This window comes from Bacillus sp. FSL K6-3312 (assembly GCF_038007485.1).
Taxonomy (GTDB): Bacteria; Bacillota; Bacilli; order Bacillales; family Bacillaceae; genus Bacillus; species Bacillus pumilus.
This window is the reverse complement of sequence record NZ_JBBOXI010000001.1, coordinates 987,975-1,003,543: the sequence shown is the minus strand read 5'-3', so window position 1 is coordinate 1,003,543 and position 15,569 is coordinate 987,975. Positions and strand designations below refer to the sequence as shown.

The window sequence follows — 15,569 nt, the reverse complement described above, 5'->3', positions numbered from 1 at the left end:
AAAGACTGCTTCATCAGCAGTCTCAGCGTGTAGACAAACCCTCGCATTCGTTGTCAGTCCTGCGTGCTGGTGCTCACGAATGTCAAATTCGCTCCGCGCCAGTACTCGTCCTTCCTAGGACTGCAAAGGTTTTCTATCACGCTGAAAAGAAGACAAAGTGCTAAAATAAAGATCATTTTAGCACTTTGTCAACAATCTGAGACTGCTTCATCAGCAGTCTCTTAAAATAAATTAGTTTACAAATGTTTTCGCTCCAAGGTAAATCGGCTTCCAGTAGCTTGAATTCATATCACTGATCGTCACACCATCGGAAGCAGCATGAATAAACTTGTTGTTCCCAATGTAGACACCCATGTGAGATGGACCCGATTTATATGTTGTAAAGAACACAAAATCGCCAACCTTTGGAGTTGATACGCTTTTCATTGATCCCCAAAAACCTTCAGTTGTTTGTCTTGAAATCTTTTTTTGTTTGTTAATGATATACCACATAAACCCGCTGCAATCAAAGCCCTTTGGTGTCGTTCCACCCCATCTATATGGTGTGCCATTGTGCGCTTTAGCATCCGCAACAAGCTTAGACGTGTTTAAAGAAGAAGCAGAAACTGTTTTTTCTTTAACAGGTGTTGTCTTCACTTTTTTAGACGTCTTTTTGACCTTTAGCTTTTGCCCAATTTTGATCAGGTTTGTTTTGAGTTTATTTAATGATTTCAGCTCTTTTACAGTCATGCCGTACTTTTTGCCAATTTTAGATAATGTATCACCTTTCACAACTTTATGAGTGGCTGTGGCTGACGCCGCTTTTACTTTTGTTGTTGTTTTTGATGTTTTCGTTATTTTTTTGGCGGCAGTACCATTTACTTTTAACGTTTGTCCAACATATATCGTGTTAGATTTCAGCTTATTGTCTGATTTAATCTTGCTCACGCTTGTTTTGTATTTTTTCGCTAGAACAGAAAGAGAGTCACCTTTTTGAACTTTTACTGATTGTGCTGAGGCAGCTCCGGCAAATAATGTCGTCCCAAGTAAAACTGCACTTGCAGCTGTGATCAATTTTTTTTTCATTTGTTCCTCCTGTATGTATCTATCGAGATCCGAATTTTTATCTACTTACTATTATAAGGATCAAATACCAGAAGAAATAGTCTTGACTTCCTACGACATTATGCTTATTAATTCGGCAAAATTTATTTTTTTTTAGGGTTCTTTATATTTCATTTTCATTACACAATCATGACAAAATAAACGCATCTTGTCATGGATAAATGATACATTCATTTCTCTTTTTGGCTCATTCTATGTAAAGTGGGCCTTTACAATTTTAAAGGGAACTTTACGATCCTGTAAATGGGAATCCACAATTCTGCTCTACCATTGTAAACGTAAGAGCGATACATAAACATTGAGGAGGCAAAATGAATGAGTGTGTTGAAAAGCTCGAAAATGAAAATCGCTGCAGTGGCGGCAGCATCTGTGCTATCGATTGGCATTTTTTCAGGAATTGAATTTGGACAAGCTGACAAAGCAGAGGCTAAAAAGAAGCCAAAAAATGACGTGCAAAATGTGATCGTGCTGATCGGGGATGGCATGGGAACACCGTATCTTTCAACTTACCGTTCATTTAAGCACAACGGAGACCTTTCAAAGCAAACAGCGTTTGACCCTTACCTCACTGGCATGCACAAAACATACCCTAACGACTCAAAAAGCAATATCACTGATTCTGCCGCAGCTGGTACAGCTATGGCAACTGGTAAAAAGACTTACAACAATGCGATCGGTGTCAATAAAAACGGAAAAAAATTAAAAACAGTTCTAGAAGAAGCAAAACGGAAGGGAAAATCTACGGGACTTGTCGTGACCTCTGAATTAACAAATGCCACCCCTGCTGCGTATGCGGCTCACGATGTATCGAGAAAAAACACAGCAGCCATCGCTGATGATTTCTTCGATGAAAAAATCGGTAAACAGCATACAGTCGATGTCATGCTTGGCGGAGGTCTCGTCGATTTTGTCCGAAAGGATCGTGATTTAACGAAGGAATTTAAACAAGCCGGATATGATTATGTCACCAATAAAGATGCCTTACAAAAAAACAAAAACCAAAAGTTGTTAGGCATTTTTGCTGATGGCGGTCTTGATAAAGCGATTGATCGTGATAAAAAGACCCCTTCCCTGCAAGACATGACATCCTCAGCCATTAAACAGCTGTCTAAAAACAAAAATGGATTTTTCCTTATGGTAGAAGGCAGTCAAATTGACTGGGCAGGACATGATCATGATATTGTCAGTGCCATGAGTGAAATGAAGGATTTTGAAAAAGCATTTGAAGAAGCGATTCGTTTTGCAAAAAAGGATAAAAATACGTTAGTCATCACCACTGCCGATCATTCAACTGGCGGACTTTCCTTTGGGGCAGACGGCTCAGGCAGCTGGGATTACAAACCGGTAAAAGCAGCGAAAAAGACCCCTGATTTTATCGCAAACAAAATCGTCAGTGGCATGCCTGTTGAATCAGCGCTGAAACAATATATCGATCTTGATTTCACAAAAGAAGAAATGGCCTCCATTCAAAAGGCCGCTGAAACAAAGGATGCTGTTAAAATTGATGATGCGATTGAAGAAGTGATCAACGTGAGATCACATACAGGCTGGACCACATCAGGTCATACGGGCGATGAAGTGCCATTCTTTGCGTATGGCCCAACAAGCCAAAAGCTAAAAGGTCTGATGGAAAACACCGATCAAGCAAAACACATTTTCAAACTGCTGAAAAACCTATAAAACTGGCAAAAAAGATGTCTGCTAAGAGACATCTTTTTTTTGGTCTTTTTTAAGCGAGATATTTCCTATGAACTCCTTTTCCATCATACGAAAACATGACTTCTTTTCCTTCAAGAATGGATTCGATATGCACACTTCTTCCCCATAGCTGATGCAAATATGGGAGTACTTTTTCTAAGTATTTCAGATCTAGTTCAATGCCCTCATACCAATGTTTAATATAGAGTTCATTGTTTTTTAAATAGTCGCCATCCATCACGGTCAAATAAGGAAAGCCGCCATTGACCCTCATGCTGACTAGCTGATCACGAACAGCCTTCCATTCTTTATCGATGACTTTATAATCTCTCCCTTGTTTTTGAAACAAGTACAAATCTTCTCTCATCACAAGGTCTTTTGTTAAGTAATTTCGAATGAAGGAAATATCTGATTCAATCTCCCTTACTTCAAACATTTTGCTGCGGCCCGATCCTTCTGTCACCCCTGCTTTTTTTAATTCTTCACATGGGTTGTCATAGCGCTCTTCGATATCTTCAAAAATCTTCAAACCTAAATAGTAAGGATTGATGCCTGTTTTTGACGGCTGCACCACGCCAGCATTTAATTTGGCAAACTCGATCGATTCACTTGAATCTAAATCAAGCTCTCGCATTATCCGCTGATGCCAATACGATGCCCAGCCTTCATTCATAATCTTTGTTTCTAGCTGAGGCCAAAAATAGAGCATTTCCTCCCTCAGCATCGTGAGGACGTCGCGCTGCCACGGCTCTAACTCCCTGGAGTGCGCCTCAATAAAAAGTAAAATATCTTTTTCCGGCTTTGGCGGAAATGGCTTGGCGATTTTCTTTTTCTCACGTGTTTTCGGCTCATCCATTCCCCACAAATCATCATACGGCGTCTGACGCTTTGGTTGGTCATCTTCATATTCTTCTTCATCGCCGATATTCCAGCTTAGTTTTGAACGAACAAGAGACGGATCAATATGCTCCTGAAGAGCCAATACGGCGTCTAAAAAGGATTCAACTTCTTTTGTTCCATGAAGATGCTCATATTCCTTGATCCGCTCTGCCGCTGCTGACATGCTTTCTACCATGTCTCGTTTTGTGTTTTGGAAACGGCAATTATTTTTGAAGAAATCACAGTGTGCCAGTACATGAGCCACAATTAATTTATTTTGAACAAGCGTGTTGTTATCAAGTAGAAAGGCGTAGCAAGGATTTGAATTGATGACTAGCTCATAAATTTTGCTTAATCCTAAATCATAATGAAGCTTCATTTTATGAAATTGTTTACCAAAGCTCCAGTGGCTGAATCGTGTTGGCATTCCGTATGCACCGAACGTATAAATAATTTCCGCGGGACAGATTTCATACCTCATCGGATAAAAATCTAGACCAAATCCTTCTGCAATTTCTGTAATTTCATCAATGGCTCTTTGTAAAAGACGTTTTTCTGATACGCTCAAGGAAACCATCCCTCCTCATCGGACTTATCCCTACTATATGAGCGCATCTAAAAAAACATGATGTTCCGCCATTCGTTTAGACGACTTCCATTTCTTTCGTGGATTGCCCGCCGAATGACTCGAAATGTATATTCTGTTCTGGAATTCCCAGCTCTTTTAGTATATAAATCATCTCCTGTGTAAACACCGGGAATCCGCATAGATAAAATTGGCCTTTCCCTTCTCCAACCACTGATTGAAGGAATGGACGGTCAATGCGGGAAGCTGCCTTTTCAACAAGCTCACCCTTACCAGACTTCGCAAATTGTTCATTACATAAGATGATGCGGCCATGCGGAGCTGATGCTAGAACGCTTTCAAATTCATTTTCAAAAGCGGTGACATCCTCTAATCGATCTGCATGAATCATTGTAAATGGATGGCTGTTTTGCGCTGCTGTTTTCAATAAACCGATCATTGGCGTGACTCCAGAACCAGCACTAATGAAATAAACAGGCTCTTTTGTGGCTTCTTGCAAGCAGAACATTCCCTGCGGCATACTCACTTGAAGAACGTCTCCTTCTTCCATTTCATCATGCAAAAATGTAGACACATGACCATCGCGCTTCACTGTGATGCGGTAATAAGATGGATGATGCTGATCTGATAAGCTGTATTGTCTGCTACACATATAAGCCTCACCTGGCATATCTGCCTGAACCGTCATATATTGACCTGCTTCAAACATTGGCAGCTCTGATTCATCTTCTGGTACTAAGTAAAAGGAGATCAGCGCTGGAGATTCCTGTACCTTTTTCTTTATCACAAACGGCTTCACATCTGCCCATCCACCTGGTTGCTTTACATTCACCTCCATCATTTCTGCTTCAATCGTGATAAAAATATTTGCAATGATGTCATATGCGGCCTTCCAAGCTAAAAGCGTGTCATCTTTTTCCGTTAAACCAAACACTTCTTTCATCGCTTCAATCAGGTGATATCCGACGATTGGATATTGCTCTTTTTTGACCATCACACTGACATGTTTATGGGCAATCTGTTTGACCGCAGGAAGTAATTCTTCTAATCGATCGATGTGTAGTGCAGCTTGATATAGTGTCGCAGCAAGCGCCTCTGGCTGACTTCCGTTCATGAGGTTTGTTTGATTAAATTGATTGAGTAGCTCTGGATGCTGACGAATCATATTTTGATAAAAAACAGTCACAAGTTTGGTTCCCTCGGCTTTTAATAGAGGGGCTGATTGTTTAATAGCATTCATTTGATCTTTAGATAACATCGTCATTCCTTCTTCCTAAAGATGTATTTTAAATACATCTTTATCGTAACGGATGACAGCTTATAAAAGCAATATTTATAATACATGTTTTGAATGTTGACACATTTAACACTTTCTCGAACAGTTTTTGTCTAAAATGTGTTACGATGATACAAAACTCTATAGGGTTTAGAGGTCGTCAAAATGAAACTAACGAATTATACAGATTTCTCATTAAGAGTACTCATTTATTTAGCATCAAGAGAGAACAATGAACTGTCAAATATTCAGCAGATCGCCGATGTTTATGGCATTTCTAAAAATCATCTGACAAAGGTGATTTATCATCTTGGAAAACGCGGCTATGTTGAAACGATCCGTGGAAGAAATGGCGGGATTAGGCTTGGGAAAAGCCCAGAAAGCATTAACATTGGAGAGGTTGTCCGTTATACAGAGGATGATTTAGTCATGGTTGAATGCTTTGATCCAAGGAAAAACAGCTGTATCATCTCCCCGATTTGTTCATTAAAGCATGTACTTCATGAAGCACTTACTGCTTACTTGCGCGTTCTTGACCAATACACATTAAAAGATTTAACACAAAACAAAGATGCTCTTAGAGAGCTCCTCCTTTAGGCGAAAGAATTCTATTCTTTCGTCTTTTTCTTTACCTTCTTGTAATAATAATTAATTTAAAATTATTATAAATAGATATTGACTATCATGTTTGATTCAATATAATTAGGGTATATAGATTGCTAGAAACCATTTTTTTGTTTACAGGAGGAGAAAAAGAATGACAAATTCAAATCATAAAAATTTGACAACGAACCAAGGCGTACCTGTTGGCGATAACCAAAACTCAAGAACAGCTGGTCACCGCGGACCTACATTTCTTGATGATTACCATTTGATTGAAAAACTTGCACACTTCGATCGTGAACGTATTCCAGAGCGTGTCGTTCATGCGAGAGGCGCCGGCGCTTATGGTGTGTTTGAAGTTGAAAATAGTATGGAGAAACATACAAAAGCAGCTTTCTTAAGTGAAGAAGGAAAACAGACAGATGTTTTTGTTCGCTTCTCAACCGTTATTCATCCTAAAGGTTCACCTGAAACATTGCGTGATCCGCGTGGCTTTGCTGTCAAATTTTACACAGAAGAAGGCAACTATGATCTAGTTGGTAACAACTTGCCGATCTTCTTTATACGTGATGCATTGAAATTCCCTGATATGGTTCACTCTCTCAAGCCAGATCCTGTAACCAATATCCAAGATCCTGACCGTTATTGGGATTTTATGACCTTAACACCTGAATCCACTCATATGCTCACATGGCTCTTCTCTGATGAAGGAATCCCTGCGAACTACGCTGAAATGCGCGGTTCTGGTGTGCATACATTTAGATGGGTCAACAAATATGGAGAAACAAAATATGTGAAATATCACTGGAGACCTTCAGAAGGTATTCGCAATTTATCTATGGAAGAAGCAGCAGAAATCCAAGCGAATGATTTCCAGCATGCGACAAGAGACTTATATGACCGTATTGAAAATGGCAACTACCCAGCATGGGACTTATATGTCCAGCTGATGCCGCTGAGCGATTATGATGATCTTGATTATGATCCATGTGATCCAACAAAGACATGGAGCGAAGAAGATTACCCGCTTCAAAAAGTAGGACGCATGACTCTGAACCGCAATCCTGAGAACTTCTTTGCTGAAACAGAGCAAGTTGCTTTCACACCAAGTGCACTTGTTCCAGGAATTGAAGCATCTGAAGATAAATTGCTTCAAGGTCGTCTGTTCTCTTATCCAGATACGCAGCGTCATCGTCTTGGTGCCAACTATATGCGCATTCCGGTGAACTGTCCTTATGCACCTGTACACAATAATCAGCAGGATGGCTTTATGACAACGACTCGTCCAAGCGGTCATATTAACTATGAACCAAACCGTTACGATGATCAGCCAAAAGAAAATCCTCACTACAAGGAAAGTGAACAAGTTCTTCACGGTGATCGTATGGTGAGACAAAAAATTGAAAAACCAAACGACTTCAAACAAGCAGGGGAAAAATATCGAAGCTATTCTGAAGAAGAGAAACAAGCATTGATCAAAAATCTAACCGCTGACCTGAAAGACGTAAATGACAAAACAAAATTACTTGCGATCTGCAACTTCTATCGTGCAGATGAAGACTACGGACAACGATTAGCCGATTCACTTGGCGTGGATATCCGCTCATACCTTCAAGGAAGCATGAAATAATTGATCCGGAAATAGCACCTCTAATAAAGAGGTGCTTAGATTGTTGACAAAGTGCTAAAATGATGTTTATTTTAGCACTTTGTCTTCTTTTCAGCGCGATAGAAAACCTTTGAAGTCTAGGAAGGGCAGCTACTTTTGCGGAGCGAATTGAACATTCGTGAGCACCAGCGCGCAGACCTGACAACGAATGCGAGGGTTTGTCTACACGCTGGGCACCTCTAATAAAGAGCTGCTTTTTTATAGACGGAATACGTTAATACTAATCAAATGACCGGTCACCGGGTGAAAATAGATTTCTGCATGCGCAGCAAAAAGCGTTGAGCCTTCCTTCACGGTGACGCGAAAGACATCTTTTGTCTGATCTTCATTTACTTGTGTACGCCCGATATATTGATAATCGTTTAAAGCGGCGCCTTCATATTCCTCTTGCAACGCTGTGTACGCAAGTCTTTCCCAATTTTCAACAGGCTGCATCGCTGCATTTGTTGGAGGATGGATCATGAAACTGCCAAACAAAACCATTCCTGCTGCAAAAGGCACCCACCATTTCGGCTGCATGATATCATTGCTCTCACTTTCATGTATATTTTGTTTATGTTTTGCTGATCGATCCATTTTCATACATGAAGCATTTATTCAGCCTATAATTCCCGGTACACGATTGATGCGGACACCAACTTTTCCCCTGAAAATGTCGATATGTTCCGAGCAAACTAATGAGGACTTCTCAAGGGAAAGGAGAAGGTTTGATGAATGTGGCGGATTATGATAAAGCACTTTATTATACGCATCGCTCGCAATGGGATAATTTACTTATTCTTATGGTACGTACGCAAGATGACTTGCTCTCGAAACGTATTGAGCATTTCTTACACGCGTATCAATTTAACCGGAACGATGCTGATGTTGAAAAATGTTTATATGGGCTCCTGCAGTACATTGACCATGCTTCAGAGGCTGCTGCTTCTGAAGTTTATTCACAACCGGTGTACACATAAAGAAAAAGGCTGATGATCAGCCTTTTTACATACATTTAGCAGTGCGCAGTGATTGGAAGCATAAAGTGGTCTTTTACCCAATCTTGTTTTGTATAAACAAACAGCGCATCCTCGTCATTTGGTGCCTTCACCGCGTGTAAGCCGTCAATTGACGTATCAGGTGTAAAATAGAACAGCACTTTTTCCGTCGTTTCACTCACAATATATGCAACAACTTCCTCTATATTTTGTCGCTCGAGAGAAATGATATCAAATACATGTATGGTTTCATTTTCTTCATTCATCAGAACAATCGTATCCAACGCTTCAATATAGAAAATGGCATCCCGCCAAACGAATGTAAAATAAAACATCAATAAGCTGCCATGATCCTTAGCATCTAATTTCATTGAGCCTGTTTGGCGTTTCTCTGCGAACTGTTCAAGTAATGGCAGGTCATGTTCCAACGTCAGCTGCTTGAAACGCACGTTCTTTTTCATTTGAATAGCGCTTTTGCCGATATTTAAACTAAATTCACTTTCGTCATAACGAGTAAAGCCGAACCTTGGATAAAAATCCAGTACAGTTTCATTGGCAAAAAGAAAGATCAAATCACAATCATGTTCGTACGAATCCATAATATGCTGCAATAACTTTGTCGCTAATCCCTTGTGGCGGTAGGCTTGATCCGTCATCACCGTGCCAATTTGAACAGCTCGATACGTTTGGCCATCAATGATCAGCGACATGAGATAGACGGAAGCGTTTGAGATCACTTTCCCGTGATGGACAAAGGAATAAGGAATATATTTTTCATCCCAATACCCTCTTTTGTACCAGTCACTAAAATCCAAATCAAATGTCTTGATCGCTAACTGATTAAAACTTTCTTTCAATTTTTCATTATGGCGATAATCACTCACTAATTCATATGTCTCCATGCTCATTTCCTCCTTTTATCATTTCACCTTTAGTCAGCCGGTTTATCACCCCCTTCAAAATAAAAAAAGACTTGATGAGCATATACTCATTAAGTCTTTTTTCGTTTTACTCATAGAAATTAGACTGAACATGCTTCTCTTTTCACGCAAAAGGGCACGTCAAATAAACCAACAACCGTGCTCTTTTTATTCAATTCATTGAACTGAATGTGCGCTTAAAAGTTTTAGCATAACGACTAAATTCCCTTCTGTTATAGCAGCTCTTTAGGCTGACTTTTTTGATAATCCACTGCATACAGAGCCGCTTGGGTACGATCTGCCAGCTCTAGTTTTGATAATACATGAGATACGTGCGTTTTGACAGTTTTTTCAGAAATAAACAAGGATGAGGCAATTTCTTTATTGCTTTTCCCCTTTGCAATTTCGAATAAGACATCTCGCTCTCTATTGGTCAGCTCTTTCATTAACTCCCATTTTTGCTCTTTTGGCTCAGTCAAATGCTGCACAAGAAAATTGGTGATATGACCATCTAATTGATAGGTGCCCTTTTGTACGTCAATCATTGTCGTAAGAAGTTTTTCTGGCGCTACATCCTTGAGCTGATAGGCTTTTGCCCCTGCTTGAATGGCGGGAATAACATAATCTTTATCCGCATAGCTTGTCAGGATCACAATGCGGGTATCAGGCATTTCCAGCGTCATTTGTTTCGTTGCCTCAATGCCATTCATTACAGGCATCGATAAATCCATGAGAACGATGTCAGGCCGCGTTTGTCTGACAATTTCTAATGCTTCTTCTCCATTAGAAGCCTCACCAACGATTTCGACGTCAGGCTGTGTCTGCAGGAAAAACACAAGCCCTTTTCTCACAATATGATGATCATCTGCAATGACAACTCTCATGACGACCCCTTCCTTTCTTGAGAAAATGGCACCTTCACTTGAATAGTAGTTCCTTTACCGAGCTCAGACTCTATACAAAATGTTCCACCAGCTCTTTTGATACGGTCAGACATCCCTTTCAGACCAAGTGAAGGGAGGCTCATTTGCTCGTCATACTGAAACCCTTTTCCGTGGTCGATGATTTTCATCTCAAACGTGTCTGTTGATTGTTCAAGCTGGACCTTGACTTCCTCTACTTCCGCATGTTTTTGACAATTATTCAGCGCTTCTTGGCATACCCGAAACAACGTTTCATGCTGGGAATGATCCATCTCCATACAGCCTGATAACGATAATGTACAGCGTAATCCTAAAAGCTTTGCATACTCTTGAATCCCTGTTGTGAATCCTTTTTCAAGTCCTCTTGGCCTTAGCTGCCAAATGAGTGACCGCATTTCAACCAGTGCATCTTGTGACAAATGCTGAATAAAATCAATCATTTCCCCTAGATTCTGATCGTTTGTCATTTGACGGGCGGCTTTAGCAGTCAGGCTGACTGAAAATAGCATTTGGTTAACGGAATCATGTAAGTCCTGTGCAAGCCGGTTTCTTTCTTCCAAAAGAGCATGCTGATGTTCGTTTTGCACAAGCTTCATCCGTTGAATAGCGGTACCAATTTGAAGCGCAATGCTTTCAAGCAAGTTCAATTCTTCTTGCGTAAATGTGACTTTTCCTTTTGCCGCCACATTCAATAACCCGAACGTACGCTTACATGCTTTGAGGGGAACCGTCGCATGATGCGTAATTCCTTCAGTATCCCCAAGCTGCTTTTTCATCGCCGTTTCGATGCGTTTACAATTCATAATGTTTGTGGCTGATTGGAGTGAACCTTTTGTGTATCGATTGATGCAATAGCAATCGTTTTGGCACATGAGCTGCTTTTGATGCTTTGCCAGCGCTTCGGGTAAGGAGACCTCTGCCATCAGTTCGTACGAGCCGTCTTTTTCTATAAAATAAATCCATGCGGAATGAAAGCCTGTGACATCCATCAGCATATGGAGCACTTCATGAAGCGTATCTTTCATTTCCGTGCCTTCATTTAGCTTTTCAGCAATTTCTTTTAACGTTTTTAATGTTTCAACCTTCTCTTGATATTCTCCCATACTGTTTACCCCCGGCATTTGCTGCCTTCTCTTTTCATTACGCTCATTATATCATGAGCATTCTGCCGGTTCTTTCGCTAAAAGGATGATTTTTTCTCATCCTTTTGATGGAGAAAAAGCCATCATGTATTCACACAATGGCTTTGTTTGTTTATTTAGCTGTTTCTTCCACAATTTCATAAACGACTTTCATCACTTCTTCTGACAAATGCTTCAGCTTTTCTTCGCTATCTGTTAACGATGTACCTTTGACAGCAATATAAAATTTCACTTTAGGCTCAGTTCCGGAAGGTCTTAAGCAGAACCACGAACCATCCTCAAGGAAATATTTCAGCACGTTTGATGCTGGAAGTTGAATGGTTTCTTCTTTCTTTTCGGCAATCAGATATCTTTGACTTGATTGGTAATCCTCGATGACAGTGATGCGCTGACCCGCGATAGCAGCTGGCGGATTTGTTCTAAAGGTATGAAGGATCGCTGAAATTTGCTCTGCTCCTTCTTTTCCTTTTAAGGTTAACGACTTTAACCCTTCCCGGTAAAATCCAAACTCCTTGAAAATATCAACAAGCGCATCATACAAGGACTTGCCTTGTTTTTTATAGAAAGCAGCGACTTCGACAGCTAACAGCGCCGCTTGCACCGCATCTTTATCTCGGGCAAAGTCACCGATCAAATAGCCATAGCTTTCTTCGTACCCGAATTGAAACGTGTATTCTCCGCTGTCTTCGAATTGCTTGATTTTTTCACCGATAAATTTAAAACCAGTAAGCGTGTCAATCGTATGGGCACCAAATGCTGAAGCAACAGCACGCCCGAGCTCACTTGTGACAATCGTTTTCATCACAACGGGACGAGGCGGCAGCTGACCAAGCTTTTGTTTTTCAGACAATAAATAATGGAGCAATAGGGCTCCTGTTTGGTTGCCTGTTAAGACGGTAAACTCTCCATCATGATCTCTGACCGCAATACCTAACCTATCCGCATCTGGGTCTGTTGCAATGAGGATATCGGCATTCTGCTTTTCGCCAAGCTTGATGGCATACTCAAATGCTGCATGCTCCTCTGGGTTTGGCGATGTCACTGTTGAAAATTGCGGATCTGGTCTTTCCTGTTCAGGCACAACGGTTACGTGCTGATAGCCTAAAGCTTGAAGCCCTTTTCGGACAGGCTGGTTGGCCGTACCATGAAGTGGTGTGAAAACGACTTTGACATCGACCTCATCTGCCAGCTCAGGGTGCACACTGATGGTTTTTAATTTTTCAATATAAGCATGATCGATTTCTGCTCCGATCATGTTGATCAGCCCTTGTTGTTTTAACGTTTCTTTTGAATCAACTGAAATCGACAGTTCATTTTCTATTGCATCTACTTCTTGAATGACTTGATCTGCTTGAAGTGGCGGCAGCTGTCCGCCGTCTTCTCCATATACTTTATAGCCATTATATTCTGGTGGATTATGACTTGCTGTTACGACAATCCCAGCAAATGCATTCAGCTCTCGAACAGCAAAGGAAAGCTCCGGTGTTGGACGCAGTTCGTCAAACACGTATGTTTGGATGCCCTGCGAGGCAAGTGTTTTGGCTGCTTCCATCGCAAATTCAGGCGATTTATGGCGTGAATCATATGCAATGGCGACGCCTCTTCTTTTTGCATCCTCTCCATGTTTCGCAATATACGCAGCAAGACCTGCAGATGCTTTACGAACCGTGTACACATTCATTCGGTTCGTGCCAGCACCAATCTCCCCGCGCATTCCTCCAGTGCCGAACTCAAGGTTTTTGTAGAAACAGTCTTCAAGTGCTTGTTGATTATCTTGATGTGCCTCCAGCCATTCCCTTAGCTCAGTATCCAGGTGCTTCTCATTGATCCATCGCTCATAATTCGTCTTCCAATTCATGGTCGTCCTCCCAGCTCTTATCATCAATAAAATAACCTCTACTGCTATTTTATATGGAATCAACCTTTATGTCATGCTATATCATTGAGAGATGAAGAAAATGCTGAACAAATAAAAAAGCCGATGCATGATCGGCTTTTCTTTTATTCAGCATCAAGCGGTACGACTGCTTCATGGAACAGTTGATCTAATTCTGTTTGATGTTTCTGTTTTGCTGCTTCATCCCAGCCAAAACGCTCTGCCATATAATCAGCGACAGGCTGTGCATATTTTTTTGCCCAGTTGATATTAAATAGTAGGCTTCCTGTTCTTCTTAAGAAGAAATCGACAGGTGTAGCGGCTAGTTCTTCTTCAATCGCATAGACAAGCACTGCTAGCACATATGCTGGAATGTTTCGTTTGTCTGCTTCGCCTTGAAGCTGCTCTACTCTCTTGTAGACACTGCTGACGTTTGAACCATATTTTTCAGCTAGTTTTTGTGCAATCGGTTCTGTTAAACCAACAGATGCTCCTTCTGCTGTTTTCGCTTGAACAAAGGCTGCCATATTTTTAGCTCCGCCTACATGGCCGCCTGAGATTGGCATATGCTTTGTTTTACATGGTCCGAAATCTTTGCCAGTTTCTTCTTTCAGTCCTTCACGTACAAGATTCACAATGTGCTCAGCCATTTTGCGGTAGCCTGTTAATTTACCGCCAGCAATGGTGATTAAGCCTGAAGATGATGTCCATACTTCATCCTTACGAGAAATTTCTGAAGGGTCTTTGCCCTCTTCATGAATGAGTGGACGAAGACCAGCCCAGTTAGATTCAACATCTTTTTCTGTAATATTGAGATCAGGGAACATGTATTGAATCGCTTTGATGACATAATCACGATCTGCTTTTGTCATACGCGGATGTTCCAGCTGCTTTTTGTACACTGTATCTGTTGTTCCAACGTACGTTTTTCCTTCTCTTGGAATCGCAAAGACCATCCGTTTATCAGGTGTGTCAAAGTAGATCGCTTGTTTTAATGGGAAGACTGATTGGTCGAATACTAAGTGAATACCTTTTGTATGCTGTAAGTGCTTCCCTTCTTTTGAGTGATCCTTGTCTCTTAGTTGATCGACCCATGGACCTGTCGCATTGACGATTTTCTTCGCATATACATCGTATGTTTTCTGCGTCATGACATCTTCAATGACAACACCGACAACTTTGCCTTTATCATAAATAAATTCTTTTACTTTCGCATAGTTGACCGCTTCTGCTCCGAATTTCACAGCCTCTTTCATGACTTCGATTGTGAGGCGTGCATCGTCCGTACGGTATTCAACATAGTAGCCGCCGCCTTTTAAGCCGTCCTTTTTCACAAGCGGTTCTTTTGCAAGTGTTTCCTTCACGCTCAGCATGCTTCTGCGTTCGTTATGCTTGACGCCAGCTAAAAAGTCATACACTCTAAGCCCAATGGATGTTGAAAACTTACCGAATGTCCCGCCTTTATGCATCGGAAGAAGCATCCATTCTGGTGTTGTTACATGAGGACCGTTTTCGTATACAATGGCACGCTCTTTACCGACCTCTGCGACCATTTTTACTTCAAATTGTTTTAAATAACGAAGTCCACCGTGCACTAGTTTCGTTGAGCGGCTAGATGTACCTGCTGCGAAATCCTGCATTTCTGCAAGACCGACGCGCATTCCGCGTGAAGCCGCATCAAGTGCTGTACCCGCGCCTGTAATACCCCCACCAATGATAAACACATCATATGGTTTTTTTGTCATTTCCTGCAGCATTTGTTCTCTTTCTAAGCTAGAAAAAGTCATCTCTTGTTCCTCCCATGTTGTACGGTAAAGAAAAAGAGACCGCAAACATCCAAAGCGTATTTCTACACTTCGGTGCCTGCGGTCTCTCCAGTTCTCCAACCGTTCTATTAACTTAATTGAAGTATATCA

13 protein-coding genes are annotated in these 15,569 nt (G+C 41.0%); 4 read left to right on the top strand and 9 right to left on the bottom strand.

Annotation, left to right across the window (positions count from 1 at the left end):
- Positions 1-231: 231 nt before the first annotated feature.
- Entirely contained in the window at positions 232-1,065 is an 834-nt protein-coding gene (locus MHI11_RS04845) for a LysM peptidoglycan-binding domain-containing protein (protein ID WP_340960545.1), read from the bottom strand.
- 354 nt (positions 1,066-1,419) lie between these two features.
- Between MHI11_RS04845 and MHI11_RS04840 the strand changes: the two genes are divergently transcribed.
- Complete coding sequence (locus tag MHI11_RS04840) at positions 1,420-2,784, top strand: alkaline phosphatase (RefSeq protein ID WP_340960544.1); 1,365 nt, start codon at positions 1,420-1,422, stop codon at positions 2,782-2,784.
- A gap of 49 nt (positions 2,785-2,833) precedes the next feature.
- Here MHI11_RS04840 and MHI11_RS04835 read toward each other — a convergent pair whose 3' ends face one another.
- On the bottom strand, positions 2,834-4,258 hold the full coding sequence (locus tag MHI11_RS04835; RefSeq protein WP_404841017.1) for a SpoVR family protein: 1,425 nt from the start codon (positions 4,256-4,258) through the stop codon (positions 2,834-2,836).
- 67 nt (positions 4,259-4,325) lie between these two features.
- Positions 4,326-5,525: a globin domain-containing protein gene (locus tag MHI11_RS04830; protein ID WP_340960542.1), complete on the bottom strand. Its 1,200-nt coding sequence runs from the start codon at positions 5,523-5,525 to the stop codon at positions 4,326-4,328.
- A gap of 183 nt (positions 5,526-5,708) precedes the next feature.
- Here MHI11_RS04830 and MHI11_RS04825 point away from each other — a divergent pair, with 183 nt between their 5' ends.
- Both MHI11_RS04825 and MHI11_RS04820 read left to right on the top strand, forming a co-directional pair.
- Entirely contained in the window at positions 5,709-6,140 is a 432-nt protein-coding gene (locus MHI11_RS04825) for an Rrf2 family transcriptional regulator (protein WP_050945422.1), read from the top strand.
- Between the two features lie 160 nt (positions 6,141-6,300).
- The gene (locus tag MHI11_RS04820; RefSeq protein ID WP_003211348.1) at positions 6,301-7,776 is read left to right on the top strand and encodes a catalase; all 1,476 of its coding nucleotides are present in this window, start codon (positions 6,301-6,303) and stop codon (positions 7,774-7,776) included.
- Positions 7,777-8,013: 237 nt separating this feature from the next.
- On the opposite strand, the gene MHI11_RS04815 is transcribed toward MHI11_RS04820, so the two are convergent.
- Entirely contained in the window at positions 8,014-8,397 is a 384-nt protein-coding gene (locus MHI11_RS04815) for a YqzG/YhdC family protein (RefSeq protein WP_003211293.1), read from the bottom strand.
- A gap of 128 nt (positions 8,398-8,525) precedes the next feature.
- Between MHI11_RS04815 and MHI11_RS04810 the strand changes: the two genes are divergently transcribed.
- Positions 8,526-8,774, top strand: a complete 249-nt coding sequence (locus MHI11_RS04810; RefSeq protein WP_003211315.1) for a YhdB family protein — start codon at positions 8,526-8,528, stop codon at positions 8,772-8,774.
- Between the two features lie 35 nt (positions 8,775-8,809).
- Here MHI11_RS04810 and MHI11_RS04805 read toward each other — a convergent pair whose 3' ends face one another.
- The 5 genes from MHI11_RS04805 to glpD form a co-directional block, all read right to left on the bottom strand.
- Positions 8,810-9,694, bottom strand: a complete 885-nt coding sequence (locus MHI11_RS04805) for a GNAT family N-acetyltransferase (protein WP_065098950.1) — start codon at positions 9,692-9,694, stop codon at positions 8,810-8,812.
- A 251-nt stretch (positions 9,695-9,945) separates the two neighbouring features.
- Complete coding sequence (locus MHI11_RS04800) at positions 9,946-10,596, bottom strand: response regulator (protein WP_003212112.1); 651 nt, start codon at positions 10,594-10,596, stop codon at positions 9,946-9,948.
- On the bottom strand, positions 10,593-11,738 hold the full coding sequence (locus MHI11_RS04795; RefSeq protein ID WP_340960540.1) for a GAF domain-containing sensor histidine kinase: 1,146 nt from the start codon (positions 11,736-11,738) through the stop codon (positions 10,593-10,595). Before MHI11_RS04795 ends, MHI11_RS04800 begins: the two co-directional genes overlap by 4 nt.
- Positions 11,739-11,889: 151 nt before the next feature.
- On the bottom strand, positions 11,890-13,635 hold the full coding sequence (locus tag MHI11_RS04790) for a phospho-sugar mutase (RefSeq protein ID WP_340960539.1): 1,746 nt from the start codon (positions 13,633-13,635) through the stop codon (positions 11,890-11,892).
- A gap of 143 nt (positions 13,636-13,778) precedes the next feature.
- Positions 13,779-15,440 carry a glycerol-3-phosphate dehydrogenase gene (glpD, locus tag MHI11_RS04785; protein ID WP_106067161.1) on the bottom strand — a complete coding sequence of 554 codons (1,662 nt, stop codon included), beginning with the start codon at positions 15,438-15,440 and terminating at the stop codon, positions 13,779-13,781.
- Positions 15,441-15,569 lie beyond the last annotated feature (129 nt).